17 protein-coding genes are annotated in these 19,816 nt (G+C 67.0%); 8 read left to right on the forward strand and 9 right to left on the reverse strand.

What is annotated here, in order from left to right:
- Positions 1-24: 24 nt before the first annotated feature.
- From C8C95_RS15045 to C8C95_RS15055, 3 genes are all read right to left on the reverse strand, one after another.
- Positions 25-330, reverse strand: coding sequence for an urease subunit beta (locus C8C95_RS15045; RefSeq protein ID WP_116749099.1), 306 nt, complete (start codon positions 328-330; stop codon positions 25-27).
- A 61-nt stretch (positions 331-391) separates the two neighbouring features.
- Positions 392-1,006 (reverse strand): HupE/UreJ family protein, encoded by a 615-nt coding sequence (locus C8C95_RS15050; RefSeq protein ID WP_116749100.1) that lies wholly within the window; start codon positions 1,004-1,006, stop codon positions 392-394.
- Between the two features lie 42 nt (positions 1,007-1,048).
- Positions 1,049-1,351, reverse strand: a complete 303-nt coding sequence (locus tag C8C95_RS15055; protein WP_015012806.1) for an urease subunit gamma — start codon at positions 1,349-1,351, stop codon at positions 1,049-1,051.
- Positions 1,352-1,576: 225 nt separating this feature from the next.
- Between C8C95_RS15055 and C8C95_RS15060 the strand changes: the two genes are divergently transcribed.
- The 4 genes from C8C95_RS15060 (at position 1,577) to mgtA (ending at position 9,940) form a co-directional block, all read left to right on the forward strand.
- On the forward strand, positions 1,577-5,215 hold the full coding sequence (locus C8C95_RS15060) for an ATP-binding protein (RefSeq protein WP_116749101.1): 3,639 nt from the start codon (positions 1,577-1,579) through the stop codon (positions 5,213-5,215).
- The gene (locus tag C8C95_RS15065; protein WP_116749102.1) at positions 5,215-6,285 is read left to right on the forward strand and encodes a response regulator; all 1,071 of its coding nucleotides are present in this window, start codon (positions 5,215-5,217) and stop codon (positions 6,283-6,285) included. The genes C8C95_RS15060 and C8C95_RS15065 overlap by 1 nt, the downstream gene beginning before the upstream one ends.
- A 398-nt stretch (positions 6,286-6,683) precedes the next feature.
- Positions 6,684-6,929 (forward strand): hypothetical protein, encoded by a 246-nt coding sequence (locus C8C95_RS15070; RefSeq protein ID WP_116749103.1) that lies wholly within the window; start codon positions 6,684-6,686, stop codon positions 6,927-6,929.
- A 284-nt stretch (positions 6,930-7,213) separates the two neighbouring features.
- Complete coding sequence (gene mgtA / locus C8C95_RS15075) at positions 7,214-9,940, forward strand: magnesium-translocating P-type ATPase (protein ID WP_116749104.1); 2,727 nt, start codon at positions 7,214-7,216, stop codon at positions 9,938-9,940.
- Between the two features lie 24 nt (positions 9,941-9,964).
- On the opposite strand, the gene C8C95_RS15080 is transcribed toward mgtA, so the two are convergent.
- Together C8C95_RS15080 and C8C95_RS15085 are read right to left on the reverse strand one after the other, a co-directional pair.
- Positions 9,965-10,291, reverse strand: coding sequence for a plasmid stabilization protein (locus C8C95_RS15080; protein WP_116749105.1), 327 nt, complete (start codon positions 10,289-10,291; stop codon positions 9,965-9,967).
- A gap of 204 nt (positions 10,292-10,495) precedes the next feature.
- Complete coding sequence (locus tag C8C95_RS15085; protein WP_056062049.1) at positions 10,496-11,182, reverse strand: DUF3334 family protein; 687 nt, start codon at positions 11,180-11,182, stop codon at positions 10,496-10,498.
- A gap of 167 nt (positions 11,183-11,349) precedes the next feature.
- Between C8C95_RS15085 and C8C95_RS15090 the strand changes: the two genes are divergently transcribed.
- Entirely contained in the window at positions 11,350-12,534 is a 1,185-nt protein-coding gene (locus tag C8C95_RS15090) for a DUF917 family protein (protein WP_116749106.1), read from the forward strand.
- A gap of 57 nt (positions 12,535-12,591) precedes the next feature.
- Positions 12,592-13,647, forward strand: coding sequence for a sensor domain-containing diguanylate cyclase (locus tag C8C95_RS15095; RefSeq protein ID WP_225580894.1), 1,056 nt, complete (start codon positions 12,592-12,594; stop codon positions 13,645-13,647).
- Here C8C95_RS15095 and C8C95_RS15100 read toward each other — a convergent pair.
- The 3 genes from C8C95_RS15100 to C8C95_RS15110 all read right to left on the reverse strand — a co-directional run bounded on the left by C8C95_RS15100 (position 13,638) and on the right by C8C95_RS15110 (position 17,110).
- On the reverse strand, positions 13,638-14,099 hold the full coding sequence (locus C8C95_RS15100) for a (2Fe-2S)-binding protein (RefSeq protein ID WP_099729404.1): 462 nt from the start codon (positions 14,097-14,099) through the stop codon (positions 13,638-13,640). The genes C8C95_RS15095 and C8C95_RS15100 overlap by 10 nt on opposite strands.
- A gap of 20 nt (positions 14,100-14,119) precedes the next feature.
- Entirely contained in the window at positions 14,120-16,390 is a 2,271-nt protein-coding gene (locus C8C95_RS15105; protein WP_116750297.1) for a xanthine dehydrogenase family protein molybdopterin-binding subunit, read from the reverse strand.
- Between the two features lie 120 nt (positions 16,391-16,510).
- Entirely contained in the window at positions 16,511-17,110 is a 600-nt protein-coding gene (locus C8C95_RS15110) for a Crp/Fnr family transcriptional regulator (RefSeq protein WP_116749107.1), read from the reverse strand.
- Between the two features lie 125 nt (positions 17,111-17,235).
- Here C8C95_RS15110 and C8C95_RS15115 point away from each other — a divergent pair, with 125 nt between their 5' ends.
- On the forward strand, positions 17,236-18,012 hold the full coding sequence (locus C8C95_RS15115; RefSeq protein WP_165836547.1) for an SDR family NAD(P)-dependent oxidoreductase: 777 nt from the start codon (positions 17,236-17,238) through the stop codon (positions 18,010-18,012).
- A 54-nt stretch (positions 18,013-18,066) separates the two neighbouring features.
- Complete coding sequence (locus tag C8C95_RS15120) at positions 18,067-18,405, forward strand: darcynin family protein (RefSeq protein ID WP_056060620.1); 339 nt, start codon at positions 18,067-18,069, stop codon at positions 18,403-18,405.
- On the opposite strand, the gene C8C95_RS15125 is transcribed toward C8C95_RS15120, so the two are convergent.
- Positions 18,402-19,586 (reverse strand): MFS transporter, encoded by a 1,185-nt coding sequence (locus C8C95_RS15125; protein WP_056060622.1) that lies wholly within the window; start codon positions 19,584-19,586, stop codon positions 18,402-18,404. The two genes, C8C95_RS15120 and C8C95_RS15125, sit on opposite strands and share 4 nt — an antisense overlap.
- Positions 19,587-19,816 lie beyond the last annotated feature (230 nt).

Consider the following 19,816-nt stretch of genomic DNA (forward strand, 5'->3'; position numbering starts at 1 on the left):
ATCGGCCAATTGGGCTTGAAGTTGCTACAGCGAGCCCTGGGTCAGGCCCTGAAAGCCGAACACGCGGCGCTCGCCTGCGTAGTCCACCAGCTCCACGGTGCGCTCCTGGCCGGGTTCAAAGCGCACGGCGGTGCCGGATGCGATGTTGAGCCGCATGCCGCGTGCAGCCGCACGGTCAAAGCCCAGGGCGTTGTTGGTCTCGGCAAAGTGGTAGTGCGAGCCCACCTGGATGGGCCGGTCGCCGGTGTTGCGCACCACCACGGTCTGCGTACGGCGGCCCGTGTTGAGCGCGTGCTCGCCGGGTTCGGTAAAGAGTTCGCCTGGGATCATGGTCGGGTCCTTGAGGGGGGAGCTGCTGCTGTGTCGGTATGCATGACGCCAGTCAGACCTGTCAGGCCATCTGGGCCAGCAGGGCGCCACCCATCAGCGCCACGCCAGCGCCTGCAGCGCGGCTGAGCCACACGGTGCGATGGCGCAGTGCCCAGCCTGCCGCCAGCCCCGCGCCATGCAGCAGCACGGTGGCCGTCAGCATGCCCGCCAGGGTTTGCCAGGCGCTGTGGCTGCCCGCCAGCTCGACGCCGTGGGCCACGCCATGAAAGACGGCAAACACGCCCACGCCCAGCGCGGCCATGAGGCCGGGCACGCGCAGGCGCGACACGACGAGCAGGCCCGTGGCCAGCAGCGACACGGCAATCATCGGCTCCACCGCAGGCAGTGCCAGGCCCTGCAGGCCCAGCACGGCGCCTGCCAGCAACATGGCCGCAAAGCCCATGGGGCCCCACAGCAGTTCGCGTCCAGCATGGCGCGCGGACAGGGCGCTCCACAGGCCTACGGCCACCATGGCGGCCAGGTGGTCCAGGCCGAACAGGGGGTGGGCCAAGCCGCTCAGAAAACTGTTGTGGATGTGGGATTCAGCGCCGGTATGGGCGATGGCGCTAGAACTGATTGCACTGGCTGCTATGAAAAGAAGAGCGGCTGTGTGACGGTGTGAGAGTGTGATGCGCATGGGGGGCTCCACAGAGAGAAGGTGGGAGGTGTTGGGGAGGGGTCAGACGATCGGCTGATGGACGGTGACGAGCTTGGTGCCGTCGGGGAAGGTGGCCTCCACCTGGATGTCCGGAATCATCTCGGGGATGCCTTCCATCACGTCCGCGCGGGTCAGCACGGTGCGGCCTTCGCTCATGAGCTGCGCCACGGTCTTGCCGTCGCGCGCGCCTTCCATCACGGCGGCACTGATCAGGGCGACGGCCTCGGGGTAGTTGAGCTTCAGCCCCCGGGCCTTGCGGCGCTCGGCCAGCAGGGCAGCAGTGAAGATCAGCAGCTTGTCTTTCTCACGAGGGGTCAGTTCCATGTCGTTCTGCTCAATGTAAGGAGGGGTGGGCTCGTGTGGCGGGTTGTCCAGGCCGGACACACGGGGCAATCGTCATCGATGGCCATGCGGTCCGAAGGGCAGCGGATTCATCATAGGCAGCAAGCCCCGTGCCCGCCATACGCCAGAGGGCGAAGGTGCGCTGGACGTGACGGCGAATCGTGGCATGGAAACTGCACTTGCAAGGGCTGCCGCCGTCCTTTGCCCATGCCCCTTTCCACCGCCCCCCTTGCACCGCCCGACGCGGCCTCGGCAGCAGCCTTGGGGCGGGATGCCGACGCGCAGGCGCCGCAGCAGGTCGTGAAGGTCCGGCGCGACTACAACAGCTGGGTGGCCACCGAGACCATGGAGGACTACGCGCTGCGCTACACGCCCCAGCGCTTTCGCAAATGGTCCGAATGGCGGGTGGCCAACACCGCGTTTGGTGCGGCGTCGTTCCTGATCCTGGAGGCCGTGGGCGCCACGCTGCTGGTGCAGTACGGCTTCATCAATGCCTTCTGGGCTATCGTGGCCACGGGGCTCATCATCTTCCTGGCGGGGCTGCCCATCAGCGTGTATGCGGCGCGCTATGGGGTGGACATGGACCTGCTCACGCGCGGCGCGGGCTTTGGCTACATCGGCTCCACGCTCACCTCGCTGATCTACGCGAGCTTCACCTTCATCTTCTTCGCGCTCGAAGCCGCCGTCATGGCCTATGCGCTGGAGCTGGCGCTCGACATTCCTCCCACCTGGGGCTACTTGATCTGCGCCATTGTGGTGATTCCGCTGGTCACCCACGGTGTGTCGGCCATCAGCCGCCTGCAGGTGTGGACGCAGCCGCTGTGGCTGGTGATGCTGGTGGTGCCGTTTGCCTATGTGCTGGTGCGCGATCCTGGTGCGTTTTCCGGGGTTGTGCACTACGGCGGTGAATCAATGCGCGGCGCCACGTTCCAACTGCCCTTGTTTGGTGCAGCGCTCACGGTGGGCATTGCACTCATCACCCAGATGGGGGAGCAGGCTGACTACCTGCGCTTCATGCCCGCCCGCACGCCTGCCACGCGCGGGCGCTGGTGGTTGGGCGTGCTGGTGGGCGGGCCGGGCTGGGTGGTGCTGGGGGTGCTCAAGATGCTGGGCGGCGCGCTGCTCGCCTATCTGGCGCTCACCCACATGGTCCCCGCCGACCGGGCGGTGGACCCGAACCAGATGTACCTGGCCGCCTATGAATATGTGTTCCCCAACTACGGCTGGGCGGTGGCGGCCACGGCCTTGTTTGTGGTGGTCTCGCAGCTCAAGATCAACGTGACCAACGCCTACGCAGGCTCGCTGGCGTGGTCCAACTTCTTCTCGCGCCTCACGCACAGCCACCCGGGGCGGGTGGTGTGGGTGGTGTTCAACACGCTGATTGCCTTCATGCTGATGGAGATGAACGTGTTCCGCGCCATGGGCGAGGTGCTGGGGCTGTACTCCAACATCGCCATCGCCTGGATCATGTCCGTGGTGGCCGACCTCGTCGTCAACAAGCCGCTGGGCCTGTCGCCCAAGGGCATCGAGTTCAAGCGCGCGCATCTGTACGACATCAACCCGGTGGGCGTGGGTTCGATGGCGCTGGCGTCCATCCTGTCCATCAGCGCGCACCTGGGGCTGTTCGGCCCGCTGCCGCAGGCGTTCTCGGCCGTCATTGCGATGGCGGTGGCCTTTGTCACTGCGCCGCTCATTGCCTGGGCCACCGGGGGGCGCTACTACATTGCGCGCCAGTCCGAGCCCGTTGCGCTGGCCGACGTGGTGGCTGTGCCCCTGCATGACCCGCTGCGCCGCAATGCCGAAGGGGGGCTGGGCACAGAGGTGGGCAGTTACCGGCGCACCACCGTGCAGCGCTGCGTGATCTGCGAGCGCGAGTACGAAGCGCCCGACATGGCGCAGTGCCCCGCGTACCGGGGCGCCATCTGCTCGCTGTGCTGCACGCTGGATGCGCGTTGCGGCGACCTGTGCAAGCCCCACGCGAGCATGGCGGTGCAGTGGTCTGCCGCCCTGCGCTGGGTGCTGCCGCGCGCCATGTGGCGCTACCTGGACACGGGCCTGGGGCACTTTTTGCTGCTGATGCTGGTGATTGCGCCGCTGCTGGCCTCGGTGATGGGCCTGCTGTACCACCAGGAGCTCAACACCATCGCCCAGGCGGCCACGGACACCGAGGTGATGGCGGCACCCGAAGTGGCGCTGCGCTCGGGCCTGCTCAAGGCTTACTTGGCGCTTCTCGTCATTTCGGGCATCGTGGCCTGGTGGCTGGTGCTGGCGCACAAGAGCCGCCAGGTGGCGCAGGAGGAGTCCAACCGCCAGACCGGCCTCTTGGTGCGCGAGATCGAGCTGCACCGCCAGACCGACGAGGCGCTGCAGACAGCGCGCAGCGTCGCCGAGCAGGCGCGCCAGGTGGCCGAAGCGGCCCAGCGCGCGGCCGACCAGGCCAACCAGGCCAAGAGCCGCTATATCAGCGCCATCAGCCACGAGATCCGCACGCCGCTCAACTCCATCCTGGGCTATGCCCAGCTCATGGGCGAAGACGCGGGTGTGCCCCCGCACCGCAAGCAGGCGGTGCATGTGATCCGGCGCGGCGGCGAGCATTTGTTGTCGCTCATCGAAGGCACGCTCGACATCGCGCGCATCGAGTCGGGCAAGCTCACGCTCGACGTGGCGCCCATGCGCTTTGCGGACGGGCTGCACGAGATGGCCAGCCTGTTCGAACTGCAAGCTGCCGCCAAGGGCCTGGCGTTCACTTTCGATGTGCAAGGCGTGATTCCGGAAGTGGTGCGTGCCGATGACAAGCGGCTGCGCCAGATCCTCATCAACCTGCTGGGCAACGCCGTCAAGTTCACGGCGCACGGCACTGTCACGCTGCGCGTGCGCCATGCGCGCGAGATGGCACGCATCGAGGTGCAGGACACGGGGCCGGGCCTCACGGCCGAGGAGATCGAGCGCATCTTCGAGCCCTTTGCACGCGGCGGCTCGGGCGGCGGCAGCACCACGGCCGCGCCGGGCGCAGGCCTGGGCCTGACCATTGCCAAGATGCTCACCGCACTCATGGGAGGTGAACTGACGGTGAGCAGCACGCCGGGCGTAGGCTCGGTGTTCCACGTCAAGCTGTTCCTGCCCGAGGTGCATGGGGATGTGCTGGGCAAGGCGGCGGCGCCCGTAGCGGTGCAAGCCCAGCGCGCCCGCAGGGGGTATGCAGGCGAGCGCCGCCGCATCCTGGTGGTGGACAACGAGGAGCCCGACCGCGAACTGCTGCTGCAACTGCTGGAACCCCTGGGCTTTGAGCTGCGCCAGGCGGCCAGCGGCCACGATGCGCTGGACCTGCTGGCCACCGGCTACCGGCCGCACGCCATCTTCATGGACCTGGCCATGCCGGGCATCGACGGCTGGGAGACGCTGCGACGTGTGCGGCAGATGCGGTTGCCGGACGTGCAATGTGCCATCGTCTCCGCCAATGCCTTCGACAAAGCGCTGGACAATGACGTGGAGATCAGCCCCGAAGACTTCATCGTCAAGCCCGTGCGCCACAGCGAGCTGCTGGACTGGCTGGAGCGCCGCCTGGGCCTGCAATGGCAATTCGACGAGGCTGCCGAGGCCTCCACGGGGCCAGCGCCCACGGCGGCCTCTGCGGCGCCCGCACCCCTCACGTACCCCGATGCCACTGCGCTGGCGGCTTTGGCGCAGGCAGTGTCTTTGGGCTACTACCGGGGCATTCTCAACACCCTGGACGACATTGAACGCAGCCAGCCCGCGCACAGCGCTTTTGTGGGCACCATGCGGCAGCTGGCCAAGCAGTTCCAGTTCGATGCCATGGGCCAGATCCTGGAACAGGCACCCTCGTGATGACCACCGCCAACCCACCTTCCTTCCAGGCCCCGGGCGCGCCGGGTGCCGCGCTGGACCGCACCGACAGCGACGTGGTCCTGATCGTGGACGACGTGCCGGACAACCTGGCCGTGCTGCACGACGCGCTGGATGAGTCGGGCTACACCGTGCTGGTGGCCACCCATGGCGAGGCCGCCTTGCAGCGCGCCGCGCAGGCCCTGCCCGACATCGTGTTGCTGGACGCGATGATGCCCGGCATGGACGGCTTTGAAGTGGCGCGGCGCTTGAAGGCATCGCCCGCCACGGCACACATTCCCATCATCTTCATGACCGGCCTCACCGAGACCGAACACCTGGTGGCCGCGCTGGAGGCGGGCGGCGTGGACTACGTCACCAAGCCCATCAAGCCGCGCGAGGTGATGGCGCGCATGGGGGTGCACCTGGGCTCTGCCCGCAAGGCCCGGCAGGACGCGCGCCAGGCCCGCGAGGCGCGCAACGCGCTCGATGCGTTTGGCTACGCCAGCATCACCGTGCGTGCGGTGGACGGACGCATCGTGTGGCAGACCCCGCTGGCGCGCGAGCTGCTGCAAAGTTACTTTGGTGAAGTGGGCCCGGACGGCGCGCCCACCGCCTTCGGCCAATGGGCGCCCGAGCCGGTGCAGGCCTGGCTGCGTCGCCATGTGCTGGCCGACAACGCGGCCGAGCTGCTGGCCGCTTCGCTGGCCGAGCCCCCGCGCCTTGCGGTGGAGCAGGGCGCCCGCAGGCTGACCTTCCGTCTGCACCAGCAGGCTGGCGACAGCGCCGGCGGCGGCGACTGGCTCATCGTGATGCGCGAGGTGTCGGATGCCAAGATCATCGAATCCATGAGCCTGTCCTTCAAGCTCACCGCGCGCGAGGCCGAGGTGCTGTACTGGGTGGTCAAGGGAAAGATCAACCGCGACATCGGCGACATCCTGGGCGCCAGCCCAGCCACCGTCAAGAAGCACCTGGAGCGTGTGTTTGCCAAGCTGGGGGTGGAAACACGCACCGCAGCAGCGGCCATGGCCATGAACCGCATCCGGCAGTTGCATCCCCAGTTTGAAGGGTGACCGTCGGGGCCAAAAAAACGCATTGACCTCGTCATGTTGCAGCGCAATAATCGCGCACCTTCATTTCCGGAGCCCCAGCGTGGAAAGTGCCAGTTGTTGCAGTGAACCCCAGCAAGCCGTGACGGCTGCTGCCTGCCAGGCCTCCTGACGCCCGCTCCCGGGCCGTGGATTGCCTTGTGCAAGCTCCGGCCCCGTCTCTCACAGCCCCTGTTGTACCCCGTGCGCCCCCTTCGGCCATGGCGGTGTGGGTGGCTTTACCGTCTTGCCGCTTTGCTGCATCTGTGCCGTCTGCACGGGCCGCGCCCCTTTGGCTGGGGCATGGCCCGCCTGCTGTGACGGTGCCCCCTGGCACCCATCTGCGTCTGCGTGCTCCGCCCTGCCTGCCAAGGACAACGGCCATGCGTTTTTTTGTTGTGGATCTGCCCCGCCTTTTCCAGCGTGCGGTGGCGCCTGGCGCTGAACGCGCCGAGCATGCTGCATCGCTGCCTTCAGGCGCACAGGGCCCTGCCCATGGGGCCGCTGGCAGCCTGCAAGCCGTGGCCGAACTTGACGGCACCACGTTGTGGCCCACGCACCGCATTCGCTGCTACCTGCATGGCCAGCCGCCTGCGCGGGCATTGCGACGCCGGGCGCGGCCGCTTTAAGCCGGCCCACGCCTGTATTGCAACCACTACCCAGGAGGCCCCATGGACCCAGACCCGCGCAGGCGCTCCGAAGCGCCGCCCCACACCACATCCCCATTGAACTTTGCATACCAGGCCCAGGGCCCGGGGCGATGGCTCGCGTGACGGCGTGAGCCTCACGCCTCTGGCCGTTGCCGGCCAGAAGGAGTGACTCACCATGTTCCGTTTCATCAACATTTCTGCGCACACGGCACCACTGCCCGTGACGCGCAACGCCGTCAGCGCTTGCTGCTAGGGAGACCGCCATGAGCTTCCTGCACCACCTGTTCGACCGCTTTCTGCACACCCGCCATGTGACGCGCCACTTTGCGCGGCGGCTGATCCTGGACACGCTGACCCTGGGCCGCGCGCCCACCCCCGCCACGTCGCCCGACCTGCTCAGCCGCGAGCTGCAGCGCGCCGCCAGCGATGAACTGCCCGCACTGATCGAGCGCCTGCAGTCTGACCCTGCAGGCCTGAGTGACGCCCAGGCCGTCACCGCCCTGGCCCAGCACGGCCCCAACGAGGTGGAGCACGAAAAACCGCTGCCCGCCTGGCTGCACCTTTGGCACTGCTACAAGAACCCGTTCAACGTGCTGCTCACGGTGCTGGCACTGATCTCGTACCTCACCGAAGACCACGAGGCCACCGTCGTGATTCTGGCCATGGTGGTGCTCTCCACGCTGCTGCGGTTTGTGCAGGAGGGCCGCTCCAACCGCGCGGCCGAGCGCCTCAAGTCGCTGGTCAGCAACACCGCCACGGTGCTGCGCCGCAGCGGCGCGGAGGCCGCAGCCACGCCGCGCGAACTGCCCATCCACCAGCTGGTGCCGGGCGACCACATCGTGCTGTCGGCGGGCGACATGATCCCGTCGGACTGCCGCGTGCTCACGGCCAAGGACCTGTTCGTGAGCCAGTCGGCCATGACGGGCGAATCGCTGCCGGTCGAAAAATTTGCCGAGCGCAGCCAGCCCGGCACCAGTGCGCTGGACGCCACCAACCTGCTGTTCATGGGCACCAACGTGGTCTCGGGCTCGGCCACGGCGCTGGTGGTGGCCACAGGCAACCACACCTACTTTGGCACGCTGGCCACGCGCGTCACGGCTACCGACCGCACGCCCACCGCGTTCCAGGCAGGCGTCAACAGCGTGAGCTGGCTGCTGATCCGCTTTGCGCTGGTCATGGTGCCCATCGTCCTGGTGGTCAACGGTTTTACCAAGGGCGACTGGCTGGAGGCGTTTCTGTTCGCGCTGTCGGTGGCTGTGGGCCTCACGCCCGAGATGCTGCCTATGATCGTGACCAGCACGCTGGCCAAGGGCGCCGTGCTGCTGTCGCGCAAGAAGGTGGTGGTCAAGCGGCTGGACGCGATCCAGAACTTTGGTGCCATGGACGTGCTGTGCACCGACAAGACCGGCACGCTCACGCAGGACAAGATCTTTCTGGAGCGCCACACCGACGTGTTCGGCCACAACAGTGACGAGGTGCTGGCCTTTGCCTACCTCAACAGCCACTACCAGAGCGGCCTGAAGAACCTGCTGGATCACGCCGTGCTGGAGCATGTGGAGCTGCAGACCGACCTGCGCCTGGCGCAGGACTACCGCAAGGTCGATGAGGTGCCGTTCGACTTCGTGCGCCGGCGCATGTCGGTCATCGTCAGCGAGCGCAACGACCACCACGAGCTGATCTGCAAGGGCGCGGTGGAGGAGATGCTGGACGTGTGCACCCAGGTGCGTGTGGTGGAAGACTCCGGCGCGCAAGACCTGCCGCTGGACGCCACCCTGCGCGCGCGGGTGCTGGAGGTGACGCGCGGTCTGAACAACGAGGGCCTGCGCGTGGTCGCCGTGGCCATGAAGGAGACGCCGCCCCACCAGACGGTGTACAGCGTGGCCGATGAATCGGGCCTCACGCTGATCGGCTACGTGGCGTTTCTGGACCCACCGAAGGAATCCACCGCCCCTGCGCTCAAGGCGCTGGCCGCGCACGGTGTGGCCGTGAAGGTGCTGACCGGCGACAACGAGCTGGTGACGCTCAAGGTCTGCCGCGAGGTGGGCCTGGCGGTGCAGGGCGTGTTGCTGGGCAAGGACGTGGACGCCATGGACGACGCCACCTTGGCGCGCGCAGCCGACACCCACAACGTGTTTGCCAAGCTCTCGCCACTGCACAAGGAGCGGCTGGTGCGCGCGCTGCGCGCGGGCGGCCATGTGGTGGGCTTCATGGGCGACGGCATCAACGACGCCCCGGCGCTGCGTGCGGCCGACATCGGCATCAGCGTGGACAGCGCGGTGGACATTGCCAAGGAGGCGGCCGACATCATCCTGCTGGAGAAAAGCCTGATGGTGCTGGAAGAGGGCGTGATGGAGGGCCGCAAGACCTTCAGCAACATGCTCAAGTACATCCGCATGACGGCCAGCTCCAACTTCGGCAACGTGTTCTCGGTGCTGGTTGCCAGTGCGTTCCTGCCTTTTTTGCCCATGCTGCCGCTGCACCTCTTGGTGCAGAACCTGCTGTATGACCTGTCGCAGATCGCCATCCCGTTCGACAACGTGGACGAGGAGCTCATCCGCAACCCGCTGAAGTGGAACCCTGGCGACATCGGCCGCTTCATGGTGTTCTTCGGGCCCATCAGCTCGGTGTTCGACATCACCACCTTCGCCGTCATGTGGCACGTGTTTGGTGCCAACAACGAGGGCGCACAGACCCTGTTCCAGTCGGGCTGGTTTGTGGTGGGGCTGCTCACGCAGACGCTGATCGTGCACATGATCCGCACCCCCAAGCTGCCGTTCGTGCAGAGCGTGGCCTCGGTGCCGCTGCTCACGGCCACGGTGCTCATCATGGCGGTGGGCATCTTCATCCCCATGGGGCCGCTGGCCGGTCACTTCAAGCTGCAGGCGCTGCCGCTGGCTTACTTTCCGTGGCTGGTGGGCATTCTGGCGGGCTACGTGCTGCTGACGACCGTGATGAAGCGCTGGTACGTGCGGCGCTACGGCTGGCAGTGAGGGGGCGCCAGGTGCGCGCCCGGGTCAGCGCGCCAGGGCCTGCTCCAGCTGCTGCTTGTTCATCCGGGACCGGCCCCGGATGTTCGCGCGTTTGGCGTCTTCATACAGCTGCTCGCGGGTACGGCCCTGGGGGCCGCGATGCGAGTTTTTCCCGCCGCGCACCGGCGCGGGCGTGGCTTTCAGGGTCTTGGGGTTGGCCGTGCGGGCTTCGCCATGTTGCGCGCGCTCCTTGTTCACTGTGCGCGCGGCAATCTCTTCGGCGGTGCTTTCGCTCTCACCGCGTTCCAGCAGGCTGTCCTTGATGTGTTCGTACTGGCGCTCGCGTTTGGCGCTCCAGGCGGCACGTGGCATGAGGGCTCCTTTCCGATCAACAGGTGCTTTTCAGCTTAGACCCGTGACCCGGCAGAGCGGTCAGTGCATCGTGACGGCGGGTGTAGGACGGGCCCGCTGGGCTGGCCGGAGGAGCGCCGCAGGCACTTCGGGCGCATATTTGAGAAAAAGTGGCTGCAAGCGCTAGTGTTTCATGCGCTGCTAGCTATCTTTTTTGTAGTGTTGCTACATGCCCAGGGACTTGAGCAGCGCATCCGTGTCGTCCTGGCCGGCGGGCGGTGGGGCGGGCACGGGCGGCGCTTCTTGCGACTGGGCCATCAGCGCGTCCGGGTCGGGAGCTTCCTGGGCTTCAAAGTCGTAGAGCTTGATGAACTCGGTGCGGTCGATGGCGAGTTCCAGGTAGAAGATGTTGTTGTTGCTGGTGTAGAAGGTCACGCGCCGGGCCTCGGGCTTGTCGAGGTTGGCGTCCACCGACAGCTGCACCTGCTTGTTCAGCACCAGCATCTTGGGCTGGTTTTGTGTGATGTGGGTCTGCAGCTCGCGGCGCACCTTGCCGGTGAAGTCGCCCACCACCTGGTTCATCAGCTCGCCCATCACGTTGCTGACCTCGTCGGAGGTGTACGAACTGACCAGGTCATCCTTGGACATGCCCATGTTCAGCAGGTAGTTGGCGTACAGCTCCATCGCCGCCTGGCCTGAGAAATTGATGATCACCAGCCCCGAGAAGCCGCCGTCAAACAGCACAAAGCAGCCAATGTCGGGTTTCAGGCAGGTCTTGCTGATGCGCTGCACCATGCCGGAGTAGTGGATCTGGCTGTGTGTAGCCACGCCCAGTACGCGGGTGACGGAGTTGCAAAGGCTGATCAAAAGGTCTTCGGTGCCGTAAACGGGGGATTTTTCGGGGGTGCTCATGGTGGGGGTAGCGGAAAACAACTTGGTGCACAGCATAGGCGATGATGCCGCCGTAAACCAGAGTGCAGGCCCTGCCGTGGTGCCGATCCCCCCGTGGTATCCCGGTCATTGACTTTCGACGGGGCTCGGATATCGTGCTTTTCATCCAAATAAGAGAGGGGGGCCCGATGGGCAATGTCTATTTCTATGGCCTGACCGATTTCCAGGCGATCGCCACCGGGGCGGCCGTGCTGGCCAGCGGCGGTGGTGGCAGTTACCAAGACGCCTGCGCCATCGTGCAGCAGCTGGCAGACCAAGGCTACACGGGCACGGTGCAGGTGCAGGTCTACGACGGCGCCACCAATGCCTGTGTGCTGGCCATCATGGGTTCGCCCGACGCGGCCGACAACCTCACCCTCACGGCGGTGCAGAACTCCATCAGCAACACCGTGGCCGTGATGCAGGCGTACACCGGCATGCAGCCAGGCGCCTTCATCCCGGTGGAGATCGGGCCCATCAATTCGCTGGTGCCGTTGATTGGCGCGGCCATGTCGGGCGGCAGCATCTGGGTGGTGAACGGCGATGGCGCGGGCCGTGCCGTGCCTGAACTGCCCCAGACCACCTTCACCGCCCCTTCCGGGCCAGCGCCCAGTCCCGCCGTGCTGGCCAGCGATGCGTCCACGTTGGTTGCGGCGGAGTACGCGGTGCTGGGCTCCGGCACAGCGTCGGGCATCGAGTCGCTGGCGGGCGGGGTGGTGGGCGGTTTTGGCGGGTACTCGGGCATTGCGATGTGGCCCTCCAACGCAGGCAACCAGTTCGCGTTGTCGGGCAGCTACATTCCGGGCACGCTGGAGCAGGCACGCCAGCTGGGCCTGCAGCTCTTGCAGGCGGTCACGCCGCTCAGCACCCAGGCCGTGGCGGCGGGCATCCAGAACCTCACCGGCCGTGCCGCGCGCGCCGTGGTCACCAACTTTTTCATCACCTCGGTCAGCCAGTCCACGTCCAGCGCGTCGCTGGACTCGGGCATCATCCGGCTGGACAATGCACCCGACCCGGCCCAGAGCACCGAGACACATTACCTCTACAACCTCAACGAGAACCTGATCATGTATTCGGCGGCCAGCACCACCCCCGACATCATTGCACCCGACTCGATCTGCTACTACTCCGAGAGCACGGTTCGTGGGTTCTCCAACGCCAGCGACGACCTGGCCCAGTATTTCGATGCCACAACGGGCCGCAGCACCGGCAACCAGGTGAGCGTGATTGCGGTGCAGACAGCACCCCAGCTCTACAACACCCCCGGCGTCGTGGCATCGTTTGCCGCGCTGCTGCGCAATATCGGTTACGCGGGTGGCATGCCGCCCGGCTGAACCCTGCAGCCCGCACCGACGCACGAGAGAAACGGAACGCTGTGAAAAAAGGTGGTCATGGCCATGGGTGAGGCGGACCTGAACAAGGAGCGGCTGGAGCTGGCCCTGGAGGCCGCCGGGCTCGACCTGTGGGAGAACGACCTCATCACCGGCAACGTCACGCGCAAGGCGACCAAGACGTTTGAAGAGCTGGGGTTCTCCGAGGATGAAATCGTCTCGGGCGTGCAGGACATCTACGGCCTGTTCCACCCCGACGACATCGACACCGTGCGCAAGGCCGTGGCCGACCACCTGACGGGCGTCACGCCGCAGTACCGGTGTGAGTTCCGGCTGCGCTCCAAGAGTGGCGAGTGGATCTGGTTTGCCAACTATGGCCGCATCATGGACGGCCACAGCGAGACGCCCGGCAAGCGCTTGATCGGCGTCACGTTCAACATCCACGACCGCAAGTGCCGCGAGACCGAGATCGCCCAGATCAACCAGCAGCTCACCGAGCAGAACCGCCTGCTGCAGCAGCTCAACGCCACGCTGGAGCGGCTGGCCGCCAACGACTCGCTCACGGGCCTGTCCAACCGCCGCACGCTGATGGAGCTGGGTGCCAAGGAATACAAGCGCACGGAGCGTTTTGGGCACCCGATGTCCGTGCTGGTGGCAGACATCGACCTGTTCAAGACCGTCAACGACCTGTACGGCCACCTGGCGGGCGACCGCGTGATCTGTGCCGTGGCCCAGGTGTGTGCTGGGCACAAGCGCAGCGGTGTGGACATCGTCGCGCGGTTTGGGGGCGAGGAGTTTGTCATCGTGCTGCCCGAGACCGACAGCGCGAGCGCGTTGCAAGTGGCAGAGTCGCTGCGCCGCGAGGTCGAGTCCTTGCTGGTGTGCGTGGGCGACGAAGGGCAGGAGGTGGCCGTCACCGTGAGCATTGGCGTAGCCACCCTGTACAAGGGCTCGGGGATGAATTTTGAAGAGCTGGTGAACCGTGCCGACCAGGCCCTCTACCAAGCCAAGGGCACAGGGCGCAATGCCGTGTACTGCGCCGACATGCCACCCGAAAAAGGGGGCGTGGTCGAGCAGGTTTCGCTCGACCTGGGAGGGGGGATCTCTCAGCCCTGAGGCCCGCGCGCAGCCTGGTGGATCGCCGCCCGGATGCGCGGGTAGGTGCCGCAGCGACAGGCATTGCCCGACATGGCGGAGTCGATGTCGGCATCGGTAGGCTGCGGCGTTTTCTTCAGCAGGGCACAGGCCGACATCAGCTGCCCGCTCTGGCAGTAGCCGCACTGCGCCACATCCACTGCGGTCCATGCGGTGCGCAGTGCAGAGGCTTCGGGGCCCTGCAGGCCCTCGATGGTGGTGACCTGGGCGCTGCCCACGGCCGACAGGGGCGTGATGCAGGCGCGCACCGGCTCGCCGTTCAGGTGCACCGTGCAGGCGCCACAAAGCGCCATGCCGCAGCCAAACTTGGTGCCGTTCATCTGCAGCTCGCCGCGCAGCACCCACAGCAGGGGCGTGTCGGGTTCGGCATTGACAGCGACGGGTTGGCCGTTGATGTTCAGGGTCGTGGTCATGGGGGCTCCGGTGCGTCGGGTCAGCTGAGCTTGAGTGGCAGCGCGCGCAGGCGCTGGCCGGTGAGGGCAAACAAGGCATTGGCCACGGCGGGTGCAATGGGCGGCACGCCGGGCTCGCCCACGCCCTCGGGGGGCTCGGCGCTGGCGATGATGTGGGTCTCCACGCAGGGGCAGTCGGCCATGCGCAGCAGGGGGTAGTCGTGCAGGTTGCTCTGCTGCACCTGGCCATCCTTGATCGTCACTTCGCCCCACAGCGCAGCGGTGAGGCCATAGACCACGGCGCTTTCCATCTGCTGGGCAATGAGGTTGGGGTTGATGGCCGCACCGCAGTCGATCACGCACACCACGCGGTGCACGCGGATGGCCTTGTCGGCACCCACCGACACCTCGGCCACCTGCGCGACGATGGAGCCGAACGACTGGTGCAGCGCCACGCCGCGCGCCCGTTGCACGCCCGACGCATCGGGCGGCAAGGGCTGGCCCCAGCCCGCCAACTCGGCCGCCTTTTGCAGCACCTTCATGTGGCGCGGGTGTTTTTGCAGCAGCGCGGCGCGGAACGCCACCGGGTCCTTCTTGGCGGCGTGGGCTGCTTCGTCCACAAAACTCTCTTTGAAGAACGCCTGGTGCGAATGCCCCACCGAGCGCCAGAAGCCCACGGGCAGCGGCAGGTCGATGATCTCGTGGGCAATGCGTGCGTGGGGCCACTCGTAGGGCTGGTCGAACGCGCCTTCGGACGCAGTCTTGTCCGGCCCGGCGCCCGGCAGGCCAAAGGTGCGGGCCAGCACCTGCGGCACGATGGCCTGACCGGCCGACACGTTGTGCCAGGCCGCCAGCTGGCCCTGTGCGTCCAGCCCGGCCTTGAACCGAGCCACGCAGGCGGGGCGGTAGAAGTCGTGCTGCAGGTCCTGCTCGCGGGACCACAGTGTCTGCACCGGCGCGCCGCCTGCGGCCTTGGCAATGGCGGCGGCCTGGGCCACATAGTCCACTTCCAGCCGCCGGCCAAAGCCACCGCCCAGCAGCAGCTGGTGCACGGTCACCTTGGTGTCGTCGATGCCCAGGGCCTTGGCGGTGGCCATGCGCGCCAGGCCCGGTACCTGGGTGGATGTCCACACGCTGGCCGCGCCATCCTTGAACTGCACGGTGCAGTTGATGGGCTCCAGGGTGGCGTGGGCCAGGTAAGGCGCGCGGTAGTCGGCAGTGAGGGTGGTTGCAGCGCCTTGCAGGGCCTGGTCCACATCGCCCACGCTGTGGTAGCCAAAGCCCTGGGCCTGGTCCAGCGCCTGGGTCAGCTGCGTCATGACAGCGGCGCTCGACAGCGTGGCGGCGGGGCCGTGGTCCCACTGCACGGTGACTGCGGCGGCGGCCTTTTTGGCGTGCCAGGGCGTGTCGGCAATCACGGCCACGCCGCCAGTGCCGCCGTGGTACGGCGCGACGGCCAGCACCTGCTTCACCCCGGGCATTTTTTGCGCGGCTGCGCCATCGAACCGGGCCACTTTGCCGCCCCGCGTGGGGCACATCACCACGCTGGCGTACAGCAGGCCGGGCGGGTGGGCATCGATGCCAAACACCGCACTGCCATCGAGCTTGGAGGGCGCCTCGATGCGGGTGAGCGGCTTGCCGATCAGCTTGAATTCAGCAGGCGCCTTGAGGGGCACCTTGCCTGGAGGCGGCTGCTGCGCCGCCAGTGCGGCCAGCTCGCCAAACGTGGCGCGCTGGCCTGCCGCATGTTCCACCACGCCGGCGTTGGCCTTGCATTCGGCGGCCTGCACCTTCCATTGCACGGCCGCTGCGTTGATGAGCATGGCGCGGGCGTGGGCACCGGCCTCGCGCATCGGGCGCCACAGGTCCTTGATGCTGCTGGAGCCGCCCGTCATCATCACGCCCACTTCGCGCATGGTCTTGGCGGTCAGCCAGCCCGCCACGGCCTTGATGGAGCCGTCGTTGTCGGGGTGGAACGGCAGGCCGTCCACCACCGTGGCCAGGTTGTTGTAGATGTCGTCGATGGGCGCCATCTCCAGCCGCACCTGGGCCCAGTCGGCGTCCAGCTCTTCCGCCAGGATGGCGGCCAGCCCGGTGTGCGCGCCCTGGCCCATTTCGGACTTGGCCATCATCACCGTCACCGTGTTGTCGGCTGCTACCTTGAGCCAGCCATTCAGCGCCACCTGGCCTGTGCCCTGGGGCAGGGGCTGCGCGGTGTGCAGCCGCTGGCGCGGGGGCACCACGCCCCAGCCGATGACCAGCGCGCCGGCTGTTGCGGCGCCACCGAGAAGCACTGTGCGTCGTTTCACCATGGGTTGTCCTGAGCGGTTGAGAAAGTGCACGCCGGCGCCTTCGATGGCAATCACCGCGTGGCAAGGGCAGGGGGCCATCCTAGCGCCACTGCGCAGCGCTGCGCTGCTGGCGAATGTCGGCTATGTGACGCTGCGCCGCACGCGCATGGCAATGCGGTTGAGCCCGACGGGCGTCAATCCCAGGTGGCGGGCCAGGTCTTTTTGCGGGATGCGCAGCGCCAGGTTGGGGTGTGATGCCAGGAAGGCACGGTAGCGGCCCTCGGGGGTGAGGGTGAGCAGTTCGCGCTCACGCGCCTCCTTGCGCGCGGCGTACACCAGGGTCAGCTGGTACAGCGCCTTTGCCCAGGGCAGGTGGCGTTCGGCCAGCGCGAGCAGCACGCCGTGGTCGATGCGCTCCAGGGTGGCGGGCTCGATGGCCGTCACCATGAAGGCCGTGCGGCCGCCCGGCTGCAGGGCGGACACGCTGGCAAAAAAGCGTCCTTCTTCGGCAAACGACTTGATCCATTCCGTGCCGTCATCCTGCAGGTAGCTCAGCTTGAACAAGCCTGCTTGAACCGCGTAAACATACGGGTGCTGTACCCCCTGCAGAAAGACCGTGCCGCCTGCCTGTACCGCGTGCGTGGTGATGGCGCGCTCTGCCGTGGCCCAGTCGGGCAGGGCCTGCGTGCCCGCCGCCTGTGTGAGGAGCGACCAGAAGGCGGGGTGCTGGATGGGGGCCATGGCGTGCAGTATGCCGCGTGGCAGCGTGGCGAAGTGTCCGCCGCGCCTGGGGGTGAGAGCCTCCTTCGTTCGCCAATTAACCTGGGTTGATGACGACGGACGGCGCCATGCCTAGAGTGCGGCCCATGTCACACGCTCGCACCCCCACCACCGCACGCCGGGCCGCGCCCGCAGGCCCCTTGCCACGCACCATCGTCACTGGCGCGAGCTCGGGCATTGGCCGGGCGCTGGCCCTGGAGCTGGCACGGTGCGGCGTACCGGTGCTGGCCGTGGCACGGCAGCCCGAGCCGCTGCAGGCGCTGGCAGATGCCCATGGACTGATCGAGCCCTGGGTGGCCGACCTGTCCCGCATCGAAGAGATGGACGGCCTGGCGGCGCAGTGGCTGCTGCGCTATCCCGATATTGGCGCGCTGGTGAACAACGCAGGCATCCAGCACGACCTGCGGGTAGACGATGCCGGCTACAGGGCACAGGACATGCGCGCGGAGGTCGAGATCAACCTGCTGGCGCCGATGGCGCTGACGCGTGCGTTGCTGCCCCATTTGCAGGCCCAGCAGCGCGCATGGGTGGTCAATGTCGGGTCGGTGCTGGGCTCTTGCCCCAAGCCCACGGCGGCGGTTTACAGCGCCACCAAGGCCGGGCTGGACCTGTTCACCCAGGCGCTGCGGGTGCAGATGCAAGGCAGCCCAGTGCGGGTGGTTCACGCTGTGATGCCGCTGGTGGACACGCCCATGACCTGGGGCCGAGGGCGCGGCAAGATCCCTTCCGATGTCGCTGCACAGGCACTGGTCCGCGGCCTGATGGCGGGGCACACCGACATCCGCATCGGCAAGGCACGCGCGGCCTGGCACTTGCAGCGCTGGGCACCCGGGCTGCTGGCCCGCCTGCTGCGCACTGCTTGATCCAAGCCTGCTGGCTCAACACCTGTCTTCTCGTCGACCCCAGGAGATCACCCCATGGCCACCCGTTATGCCTTCTTCATCCACCTGCGTGCACTGCCCGCGTGGCTGCGTTTGCCCCGTGAGCAAAGGCGTGAGTTGGGTGAGGCGCACCTGCATGCCCTGCTGCCCCGCTACCAGGGAGCCCTGCGCCTGCGCCACTTCGATGCCGAGGCCTTCGCAGCGCCCTGCAGCGACCTGATGCTGGTGGAAACCGATGACCCGCTCAAGCACTACGACTTCATGGAGCGGCTGCGCGATTCCCCCCTGCTCACCGTGCCGTATTTCGAGGTGCTGCAGATCCTGCCTGCCATCGAAGACGGTTATGTGGCGTTCGAGCGCGCCGAAACGGCTTAGGCCGCCTTGCAGTCGGCCAGCGCCGGAGCCTTGTGTGTGGGCTGCCGGTCCAGCCAGGCAATGTAGGCTGTGAGCGCCAGCGCACTCAGCGTGACGGCGGCCGCCACCAGCGGAATGGCCTGCAGCGACCACCCGGCCGTGATGACTGCGCCCCCCAGCCAGGCACCAATGGCATTGCCGAGGTTGAATGCGCCGATGTTGAGCGTGGACGCCAGACTGGGCGCATCGCCCGCCTGCGACACCACCCGCGCCTGCAGCGGCGTGCCCGCCGCGAACGACACCATGCCCCACACCACCACGGTGATGACGGCAGGCCACAGCCACACGCTGGTGAACGAAAACGCTGCCAGCACCCCCGCCAGCACGGCAAAGATGCCCATCAGCGAGGGCAGCAGCTTCCAGTCTGCCAGGCGGCCGCCCAGCAGGTTGCCAATGGTCAGGCCCACGCCGCACAGCAGCAGCACGCCGCTCACGTTCTGGGGCGACACACCGGTCACGTCGCGCAGGATGGGCGTGATGTAGGTGAACAGCGTGAACATGCTGGTGGATGCGAGCACGCTCACCGCCAGCGCCAGCCACACCTGGCGAATGCGCAGCACGCGGAACTCGCCCAGCGCGCTGCCGCTGATCTGGTGGCGCAGGTGCGGCACCCAGCGCACCACGGCGGCCACGGCCAGCACCCCGATCACCACCACCGCCCAGAAGGTGGAGCGCCAGCCCAGGTGCTGGCCCAGCAGCGTGCCCAGCGGCACGCCCAGCACGTTGGCGAGCGTGAGCCCGGTGAACATCAGCGCCATGGCCTGGGCGCGCTTGTGGGGCTCCACCACGCTGGCGGCCACCACGGCGCCAATGCCAAAAAACGCGGCGTGGCAGAACGAGGTGACCACGCGCGCCACCATCAGCCACGCATAGCTGGGGGCCAGCGCGCAACCCACATTGCCCACGATGAACAGCACCATCAGCCAGGTCAGCGTGGTCTTGCGCGGCCAGCGCGCGGTGGCCACCGCCAGCAGCGGTCCACCCACAGCCACGCCCAGTGCGTAGGCCGACACCAGCATGCCGGCGGCGGGGATGGAGACGGACAGGTCACCTGCCACTTCGGGCAGCAGCCCCAGGATCACGAATTCGGTGGTGCCAATGCCAAAAGCGGCAATGGCCAGGGCCAGCAGGGGGAGGTTCATGGAGCGCAGAGGGACTAAAGGGCAGCACCGGGGCCGATGGGGTCAGGCGCGCAAGACTAGGGAAAACCCTTGGATTCTACGGAGGCCCCACAACCTTTGCAGGCCAAGGTTTTTGCATGAAATGGGCTGGTAGCGCTAGTGATATATGCCGTAACAGCTATTGTTTTCATAGTGAATGCCATCCTTGCCCTTGTGCGCCTGAGGCGTGCATCAGGGGTGGTGAGTCGCCT

Source organism: Acidovorax sp. 99 (genome assembly GCF_003096455.1).
Lineage (GTDB): Bacteria > Pseudomonadota > Gammaproteobacteria > Burkholderiales > Burkholderiaceae_C > Acidovorax > Acidovorax delafieldii.